Here is a 19,758-nt window from a genome sequence, read left to right on the forward strand (position 1 = left end):
GAATGTGTTAGAATCAATTCGTCATAAGGAAAAATTAAGATTTTAATATAGAGGAAATTGTGGAATAAATCAGTCGGAGGAATTAAGAGTGAAGAAACGTATATTTGCATCATTATTAGTATGTTCATTAACACTTACTGTAGCAGTTGCTCCAAGTACAGCGTCAGCAGAGAATATTGATCAGAAGATTGAACAAAAAGATAAAGAGATTTCAGATTTAAAGGCTCAGCAATCAGATTTAGCATCTCAAGTTTCTTCTTTGGAAGCTGATATTGCAGATATTATTAACAAAAGCTCAGAGTTATTAGAAGAGCAGACAACACTGCAAAGCAAATCAGATCAGTTGAAAAAGGATATTGAAACATTAAATCAGCGTATTGAAAAACGTGAAGCAGCAATCAAAAATCAAGCACGTGATGTACAAGTGAATGGTCAAAGTACAACATTTATTGATGCCGTATTGAATGCAGAATCAATCTCTGATGCGATTGGCCGTGTTCACGCTTTTACAACAATCGTTAGTGCAAATAATGACTTAATCAACCAGCAAAAAGCAGATAAGCAAGCTGTAGTAGATAAAGAAGCTGAAAATGAACAGAAACTGCAAGAGCTTGAAGTAAGCAAAGCAGAGCTGGATACAAAAAGAGCGGACTTTGCTACAAAACAATCAAGTCTGAACGTTTTAAGAACCTCTTTAGAGTTGGAACAAGCAACAGCTGAAGGAACAAAAGCTGATTTACAACAACAAAAATCAGCGGCAGAAGCTGAACAAGCTCGTATTGCAGCAGCTCAAAAAGAAGCAGCTGAAAAAGCAAAAGCTGAAAAAACAGCCGCAGCAACTGCTGAAAGCTCTGCAGCAAGTAGCACCGCAAGCTCAGAAACAGCACAAAGTAGTACAGATTCTTCAGAAACAGCGCCAAGTATTGAAGTACCAAATACAGGTGGTTCTACTAATACAGGTAATGAATCAAACAATAGTGGTAACACTGGCGGAGGGATTGTTGAGTCAGGTGATGCAACGTTCATGGCTCTTAACGCTAAACGTGTAGCAAATGGCTTGAATCCCGTTAGCTGGGATGCTGGTTTGGCAGGAACTGCTTCAGCTCGTGCATCATTAATTAGTGCAACTGGTGGAATTCCTTCTGATCATTGGTCTCGTGGAGATGAAGTGATTGCAATGGGATTTGCTCCTGGAGCTATAGTTATTAATGCTTGGTATAATGAAGAAAATATGGTAAGTGCTTCTGGTTCAGGTCACCGTGATTGGGAAATGAACCCAGGCATGACAAGAGTTGGCTTCGGCTATTACGGTGGAGTAATCGTTGGTCATTCCGGCTGAGAATAATTTTACAAGTTTAAACAGACCTTTCATGAAAATGGAAGGTCTGTTTTTTTTTTCAATTATTTAATAAAGTAGGATAGTATTGTTTTTCAATAGTATTAGCTGAGAATCAAGGAAATAAACGGGCTATAATTAGTTACGGAACTGGTAATATTACTAGAATCAAAATACTAATCAATCATTCAAGGAAATGCTAATAAAAGGATTTCCGATATTGATTAGGGCTGATTCCCAGTTTTGTTTTAAATTGGCGATTGAAATTTGACTGAATAGGTATTTCTAAAATAAAAAACCGCCAACAATTTTTTTGAGTCTTTAGAAAAAGGGATAGCCAATGGATGAAATGAAATCGACTAAAACTCTAAATCATTCGCTTTGTTGTCCTTTTCAAAAAAGAACTTGGAACAAAAACCAGAGATTCTCTGTTTTTTTATTCCAAGTTCTGCACTCTTATTCATTTTTTGTCTCATCAACACAACTTGATGTCGAACGATTAATCCTGTATTCGCTGGTCTTTTTTACTTCAAATAGTCATCTTTAGTAAATTCTGTATGTTCATACTTCCCTTTTTCCCCATAAAACCGGTTATAGCGTTGTTTGAACTTACGGAAAAGATAGGTAACAGTGACTTTTATCAAACAATACAGAGGGATTCCGAAAATAACCCCTACCAGTCCAAGCAGCTCACCCATAACTAACAAAACAAGTAAAATTGTAATAGGATGGATTTTTAATTTGTCCCCCATCACTCTAGGAATAACTAAATCACCGTGAATCAGCTGAATGACAAACCAGACGATAACAAACTTGACAACCATAAAGGTAGAGTCCTGAAAGGCAATGATTAGTCCAGGAACAAAGGCAATAAAAGGACCAATATATGGAATAATACAGAGGATACCAGCGGCTAAAGCCAAAACACTGGAAAACTGCAGGCCAATTAAAAGAAAGGACGGCCAGTACATAACTCCTAAAACGATCGACGCAATAATCTGTCCTTTTAAATAGTCGCCAATTTGAATATTAACAATCTGACTGTATTCATCAAAGTCAGCACGAAAGGCAGGAGGAATCATCCGTTTAATCGAAGCATAAAATTTCTCTTTATCCTTCAATAGGAAGAACGCGATAATTGGTCCGGTAAACATAGTTAGAAAAGTTGCAGAGACGGCAGAAAAGACGCTTCCCAGCCCTTGTGCTCCTTTTTCGATATAATCCCCGGCAACGTTACTTATCTTGCTCCAGAGATTCTCCAAGGACTCTGTAGCCTGACTAAATTCATCAGCAAACGGTGTCTTAGCAATTAATGATTCGGTTGTTTTTTGGAAATCATTCAAAATGGAAGGGAATTGTTCGATTAAGTCCTCTGTCTGCTTCTGAATAATCGGAAAAACCTGTAGTCCGCCTAAAAACAGCAGCAGCAGAATCAAAATATATAAACCGGCAATTGCCCATACTCGGGGAATTTTTTTCTCGAGCAGCCGCACAAGGGGATTTAATAAGTAATAAATGATAACAGCAAAAATACCCGGTGCCAATACTGAAATAAAAATAACCCAAAGCGGTTTAAAAATAAAGGAAACTGTGTGAAATAAAAAGATTGTTATTGCCAGCAAACAAAGTGCTGCCAAAGTAAAAATTAGACTTTTCCCACCTAAAAATCGTATCCAGCGATTTTTTTCTTTGTCCATTTTATCACTCCTACTTTAACTCAATGTTATTTTTATTATAGACTATTGTCGGAAGGCTGTAAAAATTTTACTATGTATTGTAGTTTGTGAAGTGAAAAAACCGCTGATTTCTGATGGAAAACCGTTAGCATTTAAAGACAGGAGAAGCCTTCGAGCAAGTTGCAAAGTATGAATGGCTGAAACAGTGCATCTCATAGATTTAAGCCGTTAAAATCAGCTATTCTTTTTACAGTCAGTTTACGGTATAGTTAAATCTGGAATAAAAGGAGAAATAATTAAGGAGGAAAAGGTTGTATGAAGTTTAAAAAGGTGATAAAAAGCATCGTGCTGCTGCCGCTGCTTATTTTTCTGGCAACATTTATTTATGGACTGCTGAGTTTTGATGTTTCAGGGATGGATGAAGGACTTCCTTATGGTCTAATTTATTCTTTTGTAATTATGGGATATGTTTATCTAGCCTATCTTTTAGCATTTGTTCTGAATGGGATTGTTGCTGTTGTATTTCTGATAAAATTCAGCAGAAAATCTGTCAGACTGCAGTTTCTGATTAGTGGGTATTTAGCAGCTTTACTCCTGCTGGTAGCTGTCTGGCTGACAATGGGCTATTCATCATTATTCCCATTTACCGCATTTTTTGCGCCGGGCACCTTGGGAGTATGTGTGGCTAGTATTTTTGTAGCTGCACTTGGCTGGAGCATTTCAAATTATCCTGCTAGTGAAAATAATGAAGCTGAAGCAAAAAAAATTGAAATAAAGTCAGTTGTCTATGGGCTGTTGCTTCCAGTTTTAGCTGTAAGTCTGACTGCGGGCGTCCGGCTGCTGATGGTCATTCAGACAAGCAATAACAAGCATGAAGTCTATCAAGAGGTCATTGAAGCAAAGCTGGCGGAAGCAGGTACAGCAGGTACGGTTAAAGTCATTAAATCCTATGGTTCTGAGGATTATATACAGCTGGATTATGTGTTGACACAAGAAGCCGTGGATGTCTATGGCAAAGGCGTATTAAACCGCGAAAACGCCCAATCAGAATGGGAATTGACCGACAGTACGCTGACTACTTATAAAAATTCAGTTCCAACAATTTTACAAGTTCCGGCGCACTCGGAGGCTGGACAAAGATTTTTAAGCACATTTAGTGAAGCAGTAGAAAAAGCTATTGTATTGTGTGATTTGGCAGATACGCTAGGTATTGATACGCCGCTGGAAGAAAATGAAATTCGTACGGCATATGATTCCCCATATTTTTCCATGAAGACGGAGTCAATTTCATCAGAGGTTGAGGCATGGGCAAAAGAAAATGGAGCGTCTTCTGATAAGGAAAAAGCTGTATTTGATGGTTATGCAGCGTTAACTATTGAACAGTTAATGACCTCACAGACTGTCTCAGCGGTAATTCCAATTCAGCATCCTTATAAAGAGGGCAGCGACTTAGATGAAAGAGAGCAAAATGTTGAAGAATATTACAAGGTCTTGATTAAGGCGATTGATTTTTCTGCTATGGTAGATGGGTATTACGAAATAATTATCGGTAATAGTCACAGAGGACAGCAGATGTTGGTCAAAAATCATAAAGTAGTCGAGGTTATTGAGTCACAGGGCGGTAGCATGCTGAAAAGACCAGAGGACAATCTTGGTAGTTATACCTCCTCAGAATATATGCAGTGGTAAAAAAGAACCATGAGTAAATAAGGAGCAGGGGAAAGTGATAGAAGAAGGAATTTCAATGGAAAAACTAGAATATCTAAAGGTTGTTGACTACTACTTGGAAAAGCTACAAAATATGATTCGAGAGAATGAGAGTCAAAAAATTGCAGCAATCATCTATGAGGATGCCTTTGCAGATATTGCCTGGACTCCATATTTTTTGGAGCAAGTCTATTGTTTGATTCAGATTGAGCATCGACAAATGTCGAAAAATCTGATTGATGCGTTTAAAAGTATCTATGGAAAGAAGCTGGAGTTTGCTAATATAGAACCCTTGAGCATCAAGCAAATGATGATGGTATTGAACTTGTTGGAGCGGTATCTGGCTTCAAATGAAGAAGACTATCACCTGTTTTTCTTAAAAAGCAGCGAGCGGGCGGAAAAAAGCCGTAGATGGCTGGAAGCCACGCTATTTAATCACAGTAGAGTAGAACTATTTGAGACGGAGCTATTTCAAACGCTAGATGAATATATGGATTATTTAGATAGCGGTTATAAACAGTTGCTAGAGCTGCTGAAGAGAGATCCAAACGTCTCTAAATATAGAGATGATGGTACGATACTGGCTTGGATTTTTAACGTTTTATCCATAGTGAACCATGCTGGCTTTGTTTTAGATCGTTTAGATGCTCAGCGGATTTATGCAGTATTGAAGCTAAATGAAATAAATAAGGATACGCCCGCTACTAAACAAGATTTGCCGCAAATGTTAAAAAAAGCTCAAAAGCGGAGTATTTTGAAGTGGTGGAGGCGGCGAAAAAGAAAACCGCAGCTGCAAAGTGAATAGTTGATGTATAGCTGCTTGAAGACCGAGACAGATGGGTTAGGTATTGTGGGAACCACCCCTGTCCCGCTGCTGCTTATTAGGATGATATTAGTGAAAGAAAAGGTTAGGGAGGAGTTATGTCCGCACTCCTTTTAGCTTTCCTTAATTTTTTGGTAGAAAGTTGGCTTTTTTGAATCTGCTGACTTATGATAGAAAATGAGTAGTAATCATAAAATGTAGTGAAAGTGAGGAAGAGTTATGATTAAAAATATTGTTTTTGATGTAGGAAATGTTCTGGTTCGCTACAAGCCAAAGGAATTCATCCGTAAATTTACAGATAATACAAGCCATCAGAATCTGCTGCTGAATGCCATTTTTCATTCTCCTGAATGGATAAAATATGATCGGGGTACTATTACGAAAGCAGCATTAAAAGAGGCGGCCTGTCTAAAACTGCCTGCGATATTGCAGACTACTGCTGTGGAAATGATTGAAGACTGGTACAAGGAAATTAAGCCGATTGCTGAAATGGAGCAGGTACTTTTGAAGTTGAAGGAAAAAGGCTATCAGCTATACATTCTTTCTAACACTTCTCTGGCATTTTATCAGTTCAAGGATAAGATACCTGGTCTGGATTATTTTGACGGTATATTCTTATCAGCGGAATGGCATATGATTAAACCGGAGGCTGAAATCTATAAAACCTTCTGCAGCCATTTTCAATTGGTACCGGCTCATTGCTTCTTTATCGACGACATGCCTTTAAATATAGAAGCTGCTATGAATATGGGGATGAATGGGACGGTTTTTAGAGGAGATATTGAAGAACTGCTGCAACATTTTAACGAAGCTGAAATTACTATATGAGAAATAGTAATGGATACACCTTTGTAAGCTTTAGAAAGTCCAGAGGCATCTCTCTATTGAAAATAAGAAACCTTTAGCTGTCATCGACTAGTCTCAAATGACAACTAAAGGTTTCTTTGCACAATGGACAGGCTTCTTTCCGAAAAGGAGCTGTTGAACGGCCGCTCTGCCAATTTCGGATTGACGAAAATCAATACTCGAAAATCCAGAGAGCCGGCTATAAGGTAAATTACTTTCACCCACTACGACAAAATCGCTCCCATGCTCATAACCGATTTGCTTCGCACCTGCGATGATACCAGCAGCAACCTCGTCTCCATTGGAAAAAATGGCGTCTGGTTTTTCGACAGCTGAAAAGAGTGTTTTGCTTAATTCAAAGCCATCTTCGTATGTTCGAATATGAGGAAAGTAGTTCACCCCTTCAGAGAAAGAACCAAAGTATTTTTTGAAAGTTTCGGCTTTTTTTAACGAACTGACGCTTTCCTGAATGGAACGGTTGACAATAAATCTGACACTTTTTCGTCCTTCAGAAGCAAGATGCCTGAACACTTCTTCATAGGCATACTGACGATCTGGAAATATTGCAGAGACAACAGCTGAGTTGCTTTTTTCAGTTAAAACAACCGGACCAGCAGAGGCGAGCTGGTCGATGGCTTTATCATTACGGGATTGATAAGTAACAATCAGCCCGTCAATAATTTTTTTTGTAGAAGAGAATAGTAATGGCTTTCTGCATCCTTTTCAAAAAAGGTCGGCAGCAGCAACACCTGATAGCCATATTTCTTTGTTTCTAAAAGGATGCTGCTAATCAGCTCATCATAACAGGAATTGTTGTTGTAAGGAATCAGAACGCCAATTGTATTACTGGTTCCTTTGCTAAGATTAACAGCATTTTTATTCGCAATATAATTTGTCTCTGCAATGATTTGATTGATTCGTTGTCTCGTTTCTGAAGAGACATGGGGGTGTTGATTGAGCACGCGGGATACCGTGGAAACGGATACCTTTGCCATTCGGGCAATATCTCTAATATTGGTCACAGCTAATCATCTCCTCTAGCTCAGTATACTGAAAAATTAAAAAAGCGGCTGTCTTTTTTTGCTTGACGTGGAACGCGTTCCAGCGTGTACACTTGAATTATCATAAAATAGGAGGAACAACAATGGCAGTGAAATTGATTGCAGTAGATATGGATGGTACATTTTTAAATGATCAGAAGGAATATGACCGAAAACGGTTTGCTAAAGCTTTCCAAAAGATGGAGGAAAAAGGCATTCGCTTTGTAGTTGCCAGCGGCAATCAGTATTTTCAATTAAGATCCTTTTTTCCGGAGTACGATGAAAGAATTAGTTTTGTTTCTGAGAATGGAGCAAATATTATTTTAGGGAGAAGCTCTTTTTATCACGGACAGATGGAACCCGGGCTTGTTCAGCAGGTTCTTCAAGTGATTGAAAAGCTGGAGCCTAAAAATTTAATTCTTTGCGGTAAAAACAGTGCATATGTATCAGAAGATATCTCACCGGAAACGTTGGCGCTTTCTAAAATTTATTATCCAGAAATTCAAAAAGTAGCTGATTTTAACGAGATTGAAGATACTCTTTTCAAAATTGCACTGAGCTTTGAGACGGAAGCAGTCACAGAAACATTGGCAGCACTGGAAAAGGTATTAGCAGGGCGGCTGGTTCCGGTTTCCAGCGGACATGGAGATATTGATTTAATTATTCCGGGGATTCACAAAGCGAATGGTATTAAACTGCTGCAAAAGGAGTGGGGGATTGCAGATGAGGAGGTAGCAGCGTTCGGCGACAGCGGTAATGACTATGAAATGATAGTCCATGCTCACCATAGCTTTGCTATGGAAAATGGCAGCCCTGTCATCAGAGAAGCTGCGAAAACGATAATAGGCAATAATAATACAGATACGGTTCTGGCAACGATTGAGAAGCTGATAGACCTAGAATAGTTAAGGAAGAAAAGTAAAAGAGCAAAAGCTTGGGTATTTAAAGAGATTAAAGAGTCGAAAATTATGTTAGAAAAAGTTTCTTTGTTCCCCTTTTATTCGTATATGATTTTTGATATGATAGCGGTCAAGTAGTACTGACAGTAGTTGCTAAAAAATGAAATAGGGGGATAATTATGGAAGCTATCAGAATTATTGAAATCAGTGACCGAAAGATGGTCTCGTCGGGAATCGGCATGTTTGGTGAGGAAAAATTTGAGCATTTTGAGCAATGGTTTTCGACAATACCTCGGGATATTTTTCCGAAAGATTTTCTATTTTGGGACAATACAACTAAGGAAAAAGAAGGATTCCATTGGCTATACATTTATGAAGATGGGCTGAGCGTTCCGGCTGAGTTTGAAATCATCGACTTTACAGGGGGCCTGTATGCTGTCTCAACGGGGATTGACCAGCAAACAGATATGGAAGCAATGACCATGGAAGTAGATAAGTTCTTGGCTGAACATGGATTTCAACGGGATCTGTCAAGATTTCAATTAGGGAACAGCTTTACCGCCCCAGCTGCGAAAGAAATTCTGGGTTATGATCAGATGGATTACTACACACCGATAAAAAAAGCTTAGGAGTCGGAAGTATAGCTGCTAACGATAAATAAAGAAGCGGTGACATTAGCACATCACCCGCCTCTAAAGCTGAATAAACAATATGTTAAAAGCTGACTCTTCGGAATTAAAGCGGATTTTCTCAAAAATATAGAATGAGATGAGAATGAATAGTTAGACCAACGGCCAACTGGAGAAATCTGGTTGGTCGCTTTATGTTGTCGGTCATATTAGATTCAGATGATTTCTTACACAGTTTCTTTTTCAACCTGTGCGCCCAGACTTTTCAAATACTCTTTGTGCCACTTGTTGGAAACCTGCCGCGTTCCCGGCTCAAAAAAGATTTCTTCAGTTCCGGCATCCTTGGCTTTTTTATAGTACCATTTCTTCCAACGGAGAAATGCCAGATTTGCTTCCAATAGTTTGATTTTTGTTTCCAACAGCTCTTCCTGCTCAACAATAAATTCGTAGCGTTCCGGCAGGGTTTCTGCACCTTGTACACACCAATTCATAAATTTTGCAATTTCTTTAACGGGAATAGCCGATTTTTTCAAACACTCAATCACTTCAATATAGCCTAAATCATCTTGGGTAAATATCCGCCGGCCTGATGGGGATTTTTTTACAAAAGGCAGCAGCCCCTCCTTATCGTAATAGCGTAAAGTATCCGTTGAGATACCATATATTTTTGAAATTTCTCCGATAGAATACATTCTATTTCCTCCTTCAGATTTGATTATTTAGCAGTAATAAAAAAAGCTGAATCAGTTCTCTTGACTTGGAGTAAGCTCCAACTTGTATACTAAGTATACTTTAACAAAGAAAGCAGGAATTGACTATGAATAAACCATTAGTTGTCATCACTGGAGCAAGCTCTGGATTTGGAGCAGAAATTGCAAAGCTGTTTAATCAGGAAGATTATCCTATGCTGCTGTTAGGCAGACGGAAAGAAAAAATAATGAAGCTGCCGCTAAACTTTGAGAAGGTTGTAGTAGATAGTGTAGATGTAACTGATGGAGAAGCCTTCAAAAACAGCATAAAAGAAGCAGAAGCTGTTTATGGACCCACGGATCTTTTAATCAATAATGCAGGTGTTATGCTGTTGGGAAATGTTCAAAATCAAGAGCCAAATGAATGGAAAACCATGATAGATACCAACGTGCTAGGTGTACTAAATGGCATGCAGGCGGTATTAACAAATATGAAAGACCGAAAACACGGAACGATTATTAACATGTCTTCTTTAGCCGGCCGTAAAACCTTTGTGAATCATGCGGCGTATGTAGCATCAAAGTTTGGGGTGCATGGCTTAAGTGAAACAGTTCGGGAAGAGGTTTCCAGCTATAATGTCCGCGTCTCTTTAGTTGCACCAGGAGCTGCCGAGACAGAACTACTGACACATGTGACTGACCAGCAGGCTCTTTCTGATTATGAAGCCTGGAAAGATACAATGGGCGGTTTTACTATGAACCCTGTGCATGTGGCTGAGGCGGTTAAGTTTATCTATGATATGCCTCAGGAAGTCAATATTCGCGAAATCGATATTGCTGCAACACGGCAGGACGGATAGTACAAACCAATCTAAAATCAGTTGATTTATAAATGAAAAGCAGGATAGAACACTCTCTTTGTGTTATTCTGCTTTTTTAATCTGAATACACGTTGAGATAAAATTTGCTTTTTCGAAAAATTAGCTATTGTGTTTCAAATACAGGGTAATATTCCAACTAGCAACCGATAAAAGAACCAAGATGAAACAACTGCTAGTGATGGAAATCCAAAGTAGAAACAGTTCTCATACTTAAGCATAATGCGGTGTTAAAAATAAACAAAATGAGAATAGACTAACAACAGACAAAAAAGTTTTTCACTTGAAAGTGCAAGGGTTGGTATAACAAGGATGTAAGCGTTACAATATAGCTGAGTCCGTATTTACGGAGTAACTGCTGCTGAAAGAAGGGAAACCGATGAAGTCCACTGTAGAAGCTGCGCCTTATATGGCTGCTGTTTATGAACGACTAAAACCGCACATTATCCATACACCGCTAATGCCCAGCAATACGATGAATCAAATGATTGACGGAGAAATATTTTTAAAGCTGGAGAATCTTCAACGGACAGGCGCATTTAAATTTCGAGGCGCTTACAATAAGCTGCAGCAGCTTTCAGAGCTTGAAAAGAGCAAAGGTGTTATTGCCTGCTCAGCTGGAAATCATGCGCAGGGAGTAGCACTGGCTGCTTCTCTGTTGGGAATAAATGCCCGTATCTATATGCCGATGACAGCACCGCGGACAAAGATTGAAGCAACAAAAGCATATGGCGCGGAAGTAGTATTGGCTGGAGAAACCTTTGATGAAACGAAGCAGATGACAATCATGGAGGCTGAGCAGTCGGGAGAATTGTTTATTTCACCTTTCGATGACCAAGAGATTATTTATGGTCAGGGTACAATCGGACTTGAAATCTTAGCAGATTTGCCTGACGTAGATACTATTATTGTTCCAATCGGCGGGGGTGGACTCATTGCAGGAATAGTTCTGGCAGTCAAAGAGCTACATCCGGAAATTCAAATCATTGGTGTACAGAGCTATCAGGTGCATGGTATGATTCGATCCATTTGGGCCCACAAGCGAATTCCTAACCGCACGTCTCGAACGCTGGCTGACGGCTGCGATGTTGCCTTAGCAGGTGAGCTTACGTATGAAATAGTCAAGAACCGCATTGATGAAACTGTTTTGGTTGAGGAGCAGGAAATAGCAGAAGCGGTTTTCTTTTTAGCATTAAAAGAAAAGGTAATCGCCGAAGGAGCAGGTGCATTAAGTACAGCCGCTGTTTTAAGCGGGAAGATTGATCATCTATTGAAAGGGAAGAAAACAGCAGTGGTTGTTTCCGGAGGAAACATCGATTTCTCTGTTTTAAAGGAAGTTTTATAAGCATATAAGAAACTATGTCGGAATCAGGTAAGCGATTATTTTTAGCCGTTTACTGATTGCGGCATAGTTTTTGTTTTAAGAAGAAAAGCAGATTTTTTGTGATTGGACGGTAGAACTGCGGCCTGAGTTGGGTATAATTAAATTCTCTGATTGATTTCAGCGAGTCTTTTGAAACCAAGATATATCAGCCTTACAGCTAAGGATAAGACAAAAATTTCCATTTCAATCAGAAAAAGATACTATTTTATTTAAAGCGCTTTCGCGTTATCTTAAGAGCAGAGGAGGAGAGCGTATGAGGGAAGAAAAAATCATCCGGTATTTATTAGCTGATACAAGACGTCAGTCTGTCGAAAAGCTTGCCAAAATGATTGATGTATCGCCTCGAACGATTTCCACGGATATCAAAAAGATTAATTCAACTGCGGCCAGCTATGGGTTCAAGGTTTCTATGGTAAGAGGTCAAGGGTATGCTTTAGAAATTTCAGATAAACAGCGTTTTGATCAGTACCTCACTGAACTGTCTGACAGCCCGCAGCTAAACTTAGCAGATCCGGAAGTCCGTAAAGTTACCATCACGCTTTTATTATTGTTTGCTGAGGAGTACTTAACTATTGGTCAAATATCGGAAACACTGGCGGTTAGCGGCTCTACTGTAAAAAATGACTTAATTTTTGTCAGGGAGCAGCTTGAAGAACAAGAATTGACGCTTTATGCCAAACCTTATTACGGTTATAAGATTGTCGGCTCGGAAGAGAAGCGGCGGGAGCTAATTATCCGGCTGCTGCGAAACGATATTTCCAAACCACAAACGACTCCTGAATATGCAGCATTTCTGGAACTATTTGATGAGCAAAAGCTTAGAAAGTGTGTGACCGACAGTGTTAAGCAGTTGGGGATAAAAATGAATGATCTGGTATTGGATAATTTGATTCTTCATATCATACTTCTTAGTTTTCGTATTCAGCAGAATAATTTGTTAAAAGAATCGCAGGGAATCTTTAAGAATAAGAGCAGTTACGCAAAGCTGACAGAAAGAATTGCTGAATATTTAGAAACCCATGAAGATATCCGGTTGCCTGAAAATGAAAAAATCTATTTAAGCCGTCAGCTATATGGAAAGATGCTGGCAGTTAATGAGTTTTCTCAATATGATGAACTTCATGGCTATATTGATCAGGCGCTAGCGGAAATAGACCAAAAATATCGGACACATTTCTATCAGGATAAAGAGCTAAAAGAAGCGCTGGCTCTTCATGTGGCGCCGCTGCTTCAGCGGTTATATGTTGGGCATCAGCTGGAAAATCCAATCATTGAAGATGTTTATACCCGCTATGCGAATGTATTTACGATTGCTTACGACTTTATCCAGCTCATCAGCAACAATGTAGAGGTAACCATTACAAAAGATGAGATGGGCTATCTGGCTATTTATTTCGCTGCTAGTTTGGAAAAAAAATCTCAGGAAGAAATAAAGCGTTATAAAAGATTAGCTGTAATTTGCGCAACTGGCGGCGGCGCTTCTTATTTATTAAAAACCAAACTGGAGCAAATTTTTGTAAACGCTGAAGTACAAACTTTTTCGATTATTGAAGCTGAAGCAATCGATGAAACCTATGACTTAATTATCTCCACAGTACCGATTGAACTTAAGGTTGATCGAATACCGGTTATTTATACGCAGGCATTGCTAACTGAGAAGGAAATAAAAAAAATTCAAAATGACTTGCTTTTGATTCAGGAGGATCAAACCATCGATACAGATTTTGATCAACATTTGCTGGGGTTATTCACAGAAAAGAATTTTACCATTTCCAATGAAAGGGATTATTTGAGATTACTGGAGGAAAGAGCGGATAGATTGGAAGAAAATGGAGAAGCAGACAGTGGATATAGAACGCTGGTATTACGCCGTGAACATTTGGTGGATACGATTTATCATAATGGGATTGCAGGACCTCATCCGATGGAAGCGAAAGCGATTCATGAATGCATTGACGTAATTATTGTACGACCGGCAGCAGCGTTTAAGAATAAGCAGATTCGACTAATATTTCTCATTAATATCGGCAATGGTCATTTGTTTATACACAAAGAAATCAGCAGATTGATGATTCGAATGATTGATGACCAGGCATTTGAAAAAAGACTGGACAGTATTAGAAATTACGAGGACTTTTCTCACTATTTAAGAGAAATGCTTAAGAGAGGATAATGGATTATGACGGAACAGGAAAAAAGTATTTTTCAAATTATTTCAGCTTCTGGAGATAGCCGAGGGGCAGCATTTGAGGCATTGCGCTTGGCAAGAAAGGGCAAGTTTAAGGAAGCCGATGAAAAAATGAAAGAGGCAAAAGAAAAAAGCATTACTGCTCATGAAGAACAAACGGCTCTAATTACAAAAGAAATTAATGGAGAAAAGACAGAAACCACACTGTTAATGGTTCATGCACAGGATCATTTAATGAACAGTCTACTGGCAAGAGATTTGATTGAAGAAATGATTGAAATGTTAAGAGATCAAACGAACGGAGCAGAGTAAAAATTAAAGCAGTAAACTGCTTGGAAATAAGAAAGGAAGAAAAGAATGAAGACACTATTGGTTTGTGCAGGTGGTTTTTCAACCACAATGATGATGGAAGCAATGAAGAAAGTAGTCAAGGAATCAGCAAAGCTGGAGGTAGAGGACTACCCGATGGAAGCGATTGGAGTAGATAAGCTGGACCGCTATATCAATGAGTATGATGTTATTTTGGTAGGCCCTCAGCTAAGTCACAAATATGACTACATCAAGGGTGAGGCAGAAAAAATCAATAAGCCGTCTGTTTTACTGACTTCTGATATCTATGGCTCAATGGATGGTGCAACCGTAATGAAGCAGGCAATTTTAGCCTATCGTAAAAATCAGTAAAAATAATAAAAACAATATAAATCCTGTAAAAACTTTTGTGTATGAAAAAAAGATTATTATAAGAAGAAAATCAAGTTGAAAACTAGTTTCTTTATAAGATTTGTATTAGTTGGAGGGGAAAAAAATGGAACAAACGAAAGTCTCGACCTTTGATAAGATTGAGGGATTTATCCGCAAAACATTGGTTCCTGTCGCAAATAAAGTGGATAATAATGCGTATTTAACAGCTATAAAAAAAGGAATGGTCGTTTTGACGCCAGCTCTGCTGCTTGGTTCGATTGCAGCAATATTTCCATCAATTCCGGAGTTTATCAAAGTAACAGCTGTACAAAATTGGTTTGATCAGTATGGGTATATCTTTGGTCTATTATCTAAAGTTTCTTTAGGATTAGTGGGACTATATGCGGTTTTAGCGATTGCTTATTTTCTAAGTGAGCAGTGGAAGCTCTATACGATTGGCTCAATGATTCTCGCAGGAATTGGATTTCTGCTTGTTGCCATGGATGTGGATGAGAATGGAAACATCGTCGCTACCCATCTCGATTCCAAAGGGCTTTTTGCCGGGATTTTTATTGCTATTATTTGTGTGAAGATTTACCAGTTTTTTACAAAGCATAAGCTTGTTATCAAGATGCCGGAGGGTGTACCAGATTTTGTTTCCAGTTCTTTTGAGCTGATTACACCAACTGCCGCAATCGGCGTTTTGTTTATTACAATCCGTGCGATTACAGACTCACTGACTGGCGGTACATTACTGCCTCAAGTGATTATGGAAATGCTGGCACCGGCAATTGGCGGACTTGATTCGCTGTGGGTGATTTATCTGATTTTAGTTTTGCGGCTGGTATTCTGGTTTTTCGGAATTCATTCGGCTGTTCTATCGCCGATTTTATCGCCAATTGCTGTTCAGTATCTATCCGAAAATATTGCTGCCCACGAAGCAGGCCAGCCTTTGACGCATGTGATCACCGGCGGCACCTTATCTGCATTTGCTAATTTTACTGGCTCAGGTGTAACAATCGGTCTGGTTATTGCCATGTTAGTCAGCCGTTCCCAACGCTACAAAAAGGTTGGGGCTGTGGCATTATTACCTTCGCTTTTTGGGATTAATGAGCCTGTGCTGTTTGGTGTTCCAATTATTTTGAATCCTGTACTGATGATTCCATTTATTTTTGGCGGTGCTTTTGTAGGAATGATTCCAATGATTTGTATGAAATTAGGTTTGTTGAATTATCCGATTTTTGATCCGCCTTATGTACCAGTTTTTATGGAGGGCTTTTTGACTGGATTTGACTGGCGTGCCATTATCATTCAGTTAGTTCAGATTGGACTATCTTTTGCGCTCTACCTGCCATTCTTCAAAGTTCTTGAGCGTCAGGAGCTGGAGCAGGAAAAACAAAAAACAGAGGAACATCGTGTAATCAGTGAAGAAGATGAAGCACTTCTGGCCGATTTAGACTTTTAATAAACGAAAGAAGACCGGGAGAACATACTCGGTCTTTGATTATTTTCAAGGAGGTTGAAAATGAAACATCGATTAACAGCTGTCAAGGCTACTATGGAAGCTCAAAATATAGATGTACTGCTTATCAGCGACAAAATTAACCGGCGGTATTTGAGTGGTTTCACCGGTTCTAATGGTTTGCTGGCAGTTGGGTTGACTCAAGATTATCTACTGATTGACGGACGCTACACAGAGCAGGCCCAGCAACAGACAAAAGATATCCGTATTATTACGACAACTGAACAAAATAACCAGTGGCAGCATTTAGCAAAAATTGTTGGAGCAGGTACCTTAGGCTTTGAGGGAGGCTCAATCTCTTATCAGATGTTTAGTGCCCTTAGGAAATTAGCAGATGATCAAGGTGGACATTTAATAGAGACGCAGAATCTAATTGAAGAACTGCGGATGTTTAAAAGCGATACAGAAATTACGGCATTAAGAAAAGCTGCGGGGCTGGCTGATCAAACCTTTAGTTATATCATCTCTATCATAAAACCAGGCATGTCAGAACTAGATGCCGCTAATGAAATTGACTACTACAGCAAGCGTATCGGCAGTGAAGGTCCGGCCTTCGAAACGATTGTTGCGTCCGGAATAAGAACGGCTCTGCCCCATGCCCACGCATCTAAAAAGATTATTCAGGAAAACGAACTAATTATGATTGACTTTGGTTGTATATCTGGGGGCTACTATTCGGATATGACACGAACCTTTGCACTTGGTAAAGTGGATGACGGCATAAAAAGGACGTATGATCAGGTGCTTCAGGCGCAAAGACAGGCGATTGAAGCAGTTAAAACAGGCAGAACTCTGGCAGAAATTGATGCTGCTGCCCGCAGTGCATTATCCACTGGCGGATTGGCTGAGTATTTTTCTCATGGACTAGGGCATGGAATCGGCTTATCTTGCCATGAATATCCTGCCGTAAATCAATTAAATCAGCTTACTATTCAGCCGCGAATGAGCTTTACGGTAGAACCAGGTGTATATATTCCTAGTAGTTTTGGCATTCGGATTGAAGACGATATTTTTGTCACTGCAGATGGAGAAGTAGAGCTGTTGACTAAAACAAATAAAGAATGGATGACGATTGAATGAAACTAAAAGAACGTTTACTTCGTTTATCAAATTTAGACGGGATTGCAGGACGTGAAGATAAGGTTGGCGATTACTTAGCACAGACGATTTCCCAACCAGTGCTAAAAGATGATTTTAAAAATCACTATTTTGGCAACCTGAGCACAAGGAAAAAAAGAATTGCTGTGTACAGCCATCTTGATGAGGTTGGCTTCTTCATCCGGGACATTGATTTAGACGGCTTTGTTTATTTTCAGCCAGTTGGCGGCTGGTGGGGGCATGTAATCTTAGGTCAGACTGTCCGAATCACTGCTCGAAAGAACGGACAGACTTATTTAGGGATTGTAGGCACCTTGCCGGAAGGCTCAGTCATGAATGACAAGGTTGTACCAATCGACAAAATGTACATCGATTTGGGTGTTTCTAGTAAAGAAGAAGTGCAGGAGCTTGGTATCCAGATTGGTGATATGATTACTCCTGATACGGCAGCAAGAGAAAGTGTGAACGGTGAGTACGTAATTGGAAAGGCTTTGGACAATCGTGTGGGCTGTAGTGTAATGGCTGGTGTACTGGATTATTTCGCTGATCAAGTGCTGGACTATGTGGAAATTATTGGTGTTGCCACAGCTCAGGAAGAGGCTGGAACAAGAGGGTCGAAAGTTGCGGCTGCTAAGGTTCAAGGAGATATTAATATTATTATCGATGTTGCCAATGGTAAAGACACCCCCAATGCTGCAGCTAGAAAGACACGTATTTTGGGGCAGGGACCAGGTATTTGTCTCTATGATAAAACAGCGCTGGCCAATATGGAACTGGCAGATGCTTTACAGGAAACCGCTGAAAAAGCAGGAATCCCGTATCAATTTGATCAGTTTACCGGCGGCGGAACGGACGCCGGCTCGATTCAGCTGTACGAAGGCAAGCCGACAATTGTGTTAAGCGTACCAGTTCGCTATTGCCACTCATGGTATTCAATAGTCAATCTCGGCGATTGTCGACAGGCAATAGAGCTGATTTGCCGATATATTGAAAACACAGATAAAGCAGGAGGAAAAGCAATTGACTGATTTTGATCAAATTGTTTCAAGAATCGGTACGTATTCAACGCAATGGGATTATGTTCAAGATCGTTTTGGTGAAAAAGGTCTACTGCCGTTTTCTATTTCAGATATGGACTTTAAGATTCCTAAAGGGACACAGGAGGTTCTGACAGATGCTGTGAAACGTGGTGTATTTGGTTATACCCGCTGGAATCATTCTGATTTTAAGGGAGCGATTGCTAGTTGGTTTAGCCGGCATTTTCAAACAATAGTTGCAGAAGACTGGATTGTCTACAGCCCAAGTGTGATTTACAGCTTATCGGTATTTTTACAGCTGCTTTCAGAACCAGGTGGAAAGGTTGTCACGCTTACACCTTGCTATGATGCATTTTTTAAAACAGTAGCAGAAAATAAACAAGCCTTAATTTCTGTAAGTTTAAAAAAAGAAACAGGCTTCCAAATTAATTTTGAGGAGCTGGCTGAGGTATTTGAGAAAGAAAGACCAGAAATATTTTTACTGTGCAACCCTCATAATCCTACTGGACGAGCATTTAATCAAGAGGAGTTAACTACGTTGATTGAGCTGTGTAATCAGTATCAGGTGGGAATTATCAGCGATGAGATTCATATGGATATTCGCCGAAAAGGCGTTTTCCATCATCCAATCGTGACGTTTGCGGATAAGCTAAAAGTCCCTGTGGTTTTACTATCTTCTGCTTCTAAAACCTTTAATAGTCCGGGAATGGGCTGCTCTTATGCCATTGTACCAGACAGGACTCTCCGTGAAAGCTTTTTAACTGTGCTTAAAAATAAGGATGGTCTTTCTTCAGTACCCTATCTGGGCATGCTGGCACTGCAGGACTGTTACAATTATCAGCAGAAATGGCTGGCAGAGCTTAACAGCTACCTGGATGACACATTTCTGATGTTGACAGACAGGCTGGCAGAGCATCCCTACATTTCTGCATACATTCCTGAAGCTTCTTATTTAGCTTGGCTAGACCTTAGCCGTTTACCAGTTAGTATGGATGAGCTTCAAAAAATTCTCATCCATCAGGAAAAGGTAGCTATTATGCGGGGCGATACCTATGGGAAGGAAGGCAAAAAATATTTGCGTTTCAATCTTGGTGCTCCTCGTGATAAAATTAGCGATGGTCTTGAGCGTCTGCTTCGGGCAGTTCAAAAAAGCAGTATAAATCATTAAATAGATATGAAAAAGAGGTCGAGACAAAAGGGCACTGACCCCCAAGAATGAGAATATAAAAAAGAGGCACCTCCGTTGAATTTATTTTATATAATAAATTTAGCGGAGGTGCTTTTGATGAAGAAAAAAATGGCGTATTCTCTTGAAGTCAAAGAGA

The 19,758-nt window shown here is 39.5% G+C and carries 17 protein-coding genes and 1 pseudogene; 15 read left to right on the forward strand and 3 right to left on the reverse strand.

Features of this window, described 5'->3' with window-relative positions:
* Positions 1-88: 88 nt before the first annotated feature.
* The gene (locus ACYSNQ_RS12555; protein WP_426083867.1) at positions 89-1,339 is read left to right on the forward strand and encodes a coiled-coil domain-containing protein; all 1,251 of its coding nucleotides are present in this window, start codon (positions 89-91) and stop codon (positions 1,337-1,339) included.
* Positions 1,340-1,860: 521 nt separating this feature from the next.
* Here ACYSNQ_RS12555 and ACYSNQ_RS12560 read toward each other — a convergent pair.
* The gene (locus ACYSNQ_RS12560) at positions 1,861-3,033 is read right to left on the reverse strand and encodes an AI-2E family transporter (RefSeq protein ID WP_426083869.1); all 1,173 of its coding nucleotides are present in this window, start codon (positions 3,031-3,033) and stop codon (positions 1,861-1,863) included.
* 294 nt (positions 3,034-3,327) lie between these two features.
* Between ACYSNQ_RS12560 and ACYSNQ_RS12565 the strand changes: the two genes are divergently transcribed.
* The 3 genes from ACYSNQ_RS12565 (at position 3,328) to ACYSNQ_RS12575 (ending at position 6,370) form a co-directional block, all read left to right on the forward strand.
* Positions 3,328-4,701, forward strand: a complete 1,374-nt coding sequence (locus ACYSNQ_RS12565; protein WP_426083871.1) for a hypothetical protein — start codon at positions 3,328-3,330, stop codon at positions 4,699-4,701.
* 55 nt (positions 4,702-4,756) lie between these two features.
* Positions 4,757-5,524: a hypothetical protein gene (locus ACYSNQ_RS12570; RefSeq protein WP_426083873.1), complete on the forward strand. Its 768-nt coding sequence runs from the start codon at positions 4,757-4,759 to the stop codon at positions 5,522-5,524.
* 237 nt (positions 5,525-5,761) lie between these two features.
* Complete coding sequence (locus ACYSNQ_RS12575) at positions 5,762-6,370, forward strand: HAD family hydrolase (RefSeq protein WP_426083875.1); 609 nt, start codon at positions 5,762-5,764, stop codon at positions 6,368-6,370.
* 93 nt (positions 6,371-6,463) lie between these two features.
* Here the strand turns inward: ACYSNQ_RS12575 and ACYSNQ_RS12580 are convergent.
* A pseudogene (locus ACYSNQ_RS12580) lies at positions 6,464-7,410 on the reverse strand (LacI family DNA-binding transcriptional regulator).
* A 122-nt stretch (positions 7,411-7,532) separates the two neighbouring features.
* On the opposite strand from ACYSNQ_RS12580, the gene ACYSNQ_RS12585 reads away from it, so the two are divergent.
* Together ACYSNQ_RS12585 and ACYSNQ_RS12590 are read left to right on the forward strand one after the other, a co-directional pair.
* Positions 7,533-8,333, forward strand: a complete 801-nt coding sequence (locus ACYSNQ_RS12585; RefSeq protein WP_426083876.1) for a Cof-type HAD-IIB family hydrolase — start codon at positions 7,533-7,535, stop codon at positions 8,331-8,333.
* A 173-nt stretch (positions 8,334-8,506) separates the two neighbouring features.
* Complete coding sequence (locus ACYSNQ_RS12590; protein ID WP_426083877.1) at positions 8,507-8,956, forward strand: hypothetical protein; 450 nt, start codon at positions 8,507-8,509, stop codon at positions 8,954-8,956.
* Positions 8,957-9,183: 227 nt separating this feature from the next.
* Here ACYSNQ_RS12590 and ACYSNQ_RS12595 read toward each other — a convergent pair whose 3' ends face one another.
* A complete protein-coding gene (locus ACYSNQ_RS12595) occupies positions 9,184-9,648 on the reverse strand; it encodes a MerR family transcriptional regulator (RefSeq protein WP_426083879.1) in 465 nt (154 codons plus the stop codon).
* Positions 9,649-9,773: 125 nt separating this feature from the next.
* Here ACYSNQ_RS12595 and ACYSNQ_RS12600 point away from each other — a divergent pair, with 125 nt between their 5' ends.
* From ACYSNQ_RS12600 to ACYSNQ_RS12640, 9 genes are all read left to right on the forward strand, one after another.
* Positions 9,774-10,505 carry an SDR family oxidoreductase gene (locus ACYSNQ_RS12600; RefSeq protein WP_426083881.1) on the forward strand — a complete coding sequence of 244 codons (732 nt, stop codon included), beginning with the start codon at positions 9,774-9,776 and terminating at the stop codon, positions 10,503-10,505.
* Between the two features lie 397 nt (positions 10,506-10,902).
* A complete protein-coding gene (gene ilvA / locus ACYSNQ_RS12605) occupies positions 10,903-11,868 on the forward strand; it encodes a threonine ammonia-lyase (protein WP_426083883.1) in 966 nt (321 codons plus the stop codon).
* Between the two features lie 292 nt (positions 11,869-12,160).
* Positions 12,161-14,080, forward strand: a complete 1,920-nt coding sequence (locus tag ACYSNQ_RS12610) for a BglG family transcription antiterminator (protein WP_426083885.1) — start codon at positions 12,161-12,163, stop codon at positions 14,078-14,080.
* A gap of 6 nt (positions 14,081-14,086) precedes the next feature.
* The gene (locus ACYSNQ_RS12615; protein ID WP_426083887.1) at positions 14,087-14,407 is read left to right on the forward strand and encodes a PTS lactose/cellobiose transporter subunit IIA; all 321 of its coding nucleotides are present in this window, start codon (positions 14,087-14,089) and stop codon (positions 14,405-14,407) included.
* Between the two features lie 45 nt (positions 14,408-14,452).
* Positions 14,453-14,776 carry a PTS sugar transporter subunit IIB gene (locus ACYSNQ_RS12620; protein WP_426083888.1) on the forward strand — a complete coding sequence of 108 codons (324 nt, stop codon included), beginning with the start codon at positions 14,453-14,455 and terminating at the stop codon, positions 14,774-14,776.
* Between the two features lie 124 nt (positions 14,777-14,900).
* A complete protein-coding gene (locus tag ACYSNQ_RS12625) occupies positions 14,901-16,241 on the forward strand; it encodes a PTS sugar transporter subunit IIC (protein WP_426083890.1) in 1,341 nt (446 codons plus the stop codon).
* A gap of 60 nt (positions 16,242-16,301) precedes the next feature.
* Positions 16,302-17,378, forward strand: coding sequence for a M24 family metallopeptidase (locus ACYSNQ_RS12630; RefSeq protein WP_426083892.1), 1,077 nt, complete (start codon positions 16,302-16,304; stop codon positions 17,376-17,378).
* Positions 17,375-18,424, forward strand: coding sequence for a M42 family metallopeptidase (locus tag ACYSNQ_RS12635; protein ID WP_426083894.1), 1,050 nt, complete (start codon positions 17,375-17,377; stop codon positions 18,422-18,424). Before ACYSNQ_RS12630 ends, ACYSNQ_RS12635 begins: the two co-directional genes overlap by 4 nt.
* Positions 18,417-19,601: a MalY/PatB family protein gene (locus ACYSNQ_RS12640; protein WP_426083896.1), complete on the forward strand. Its 1,185-nt coding sequence runs from the start codon at positions 18,417-18,419 to the stop codon at positions 19,599-19,601. The genes ACYSNQ_RS12635 and ACYSNQ_RS12640 overlap by 8 nt, the downstream gene beginning before the upstream one ends.
* Positions 19,602-19,758: the final 157 nt, after the last annotated feature.

This window comes from Enterococcus sp. LJL51 (assembly GCF_054871795.1).

Excerpts from the sequence above, each read along its gene's own strand:
- ACYSNQ_RS12560 (WP_426083869.1), bottom strand. The coding sequence starts at position 3,033 with ATGGACAAAGAAAAAAATCGCTGGATACGATTTTTAGGTGGGAAAAGT.
- ACYSNQ_RS12565 (WP_426083871.1), top strand. The coding sequence starts at position 3,328 with ATGAAGTTTAAAAAGGTGATAAAAAGCATCGTGCTGCTGCCGCTGCTT.
- ACYSNQ_RS12570 (WP_426083873.1), top strand. The coding sequence starts at position 4,757 with ATGGAAAAACTAGAATATCTAAAGGTTGTTGACTACTACTTGGAAAAG.
- ACYSNQ_RS12575 (WP_426083875.1), top strand. The coding sequence starts at position 5,762 with ATGATTAAAAATATTGTTTTTGATGTAGGAAATGTTCTGGTTCGCTAC.
- ACYSNQ_RS12585 (WP_426083876.1), top strand. The coding sequence starts at position 7,533 with ATGGCAGTGAAATTGATTGCAGTAGATATGGATGGTACATTTTTAAAT.
- ACYSNQ_RS12590 (WP_426083877.1), top strand. The coding sequence starts at position 8,507 with ATGGAAGCTATCAGAATTATTGAAATCAGTGACCGAAAGATGGTCTCG.
- ACYSNQ_RS12595 (WP_426083879.1), bottom strand. The coding sequence starts at position 9,648 with ATGTATTCTATCGGAGAAATTTCAAAAATATATGGTATCTCAACGGAT.
- ACYSNQ_RS12600 (WP_426083881.1), top strand. The coding sequence starts at position 9,774 with ATGAATAAACCATTAGTTGTCATCACTGGAGCAAGCTCTGGATTTGGA.
- ilvA (WP_426083883.1), top strand. The coding sequence starts at position 10,903 with ATGAAGTCCACTGTAGAAGCTGCGCCTTATATGGCTGCTGTTTATGAA.
- ACYSNQ_RS12610 (WP_426083885.1), top strand. The coding sequence starts at position 12,161 with ATGAGGGAAGAAAAAATCATCCGGTATTTATTAGCTGATACAAGACGT.
- ACYSNQ_RS12615 (WP_426083887.1), top strand. The coding sequence starts at position 14,087 with ATGACGGAACAGGAAAAAAGTATTTTTCAAATTATTTCAGCTTCTGGA.
- ACYSNQ_RS12620 (WP_426083888.1), top strand. The coding sequence starts at position 14,453 with ATGAAGACACTATTGGTTTGTGCAGGTGGTTTTTCAACCACAATGATG.
- ACYSNQ_RS12625 (WP_426083890.1), top strand. The coding sequence starts at position 14,901 with ATGGAACAAACGAAAGTCTCGACCTTTGATAAGATTGAGGGATTTATC.
- ACYSNQ_RS12630 (WP_426083892.1), top strand. The coding sequence starts at position 16,302 with ATGAAACATCGATTAACAGCTGTCAAGGCTACTATGGAAGCTCAAAAT.
- ACYSNQ_RS12635 (WP_426083894.1), top strand. The coding sequence starts at position 17,375 with ATGAAACTAAAAGAACGTTTACTTCGTTTATCAAATTTAGACGGGATT.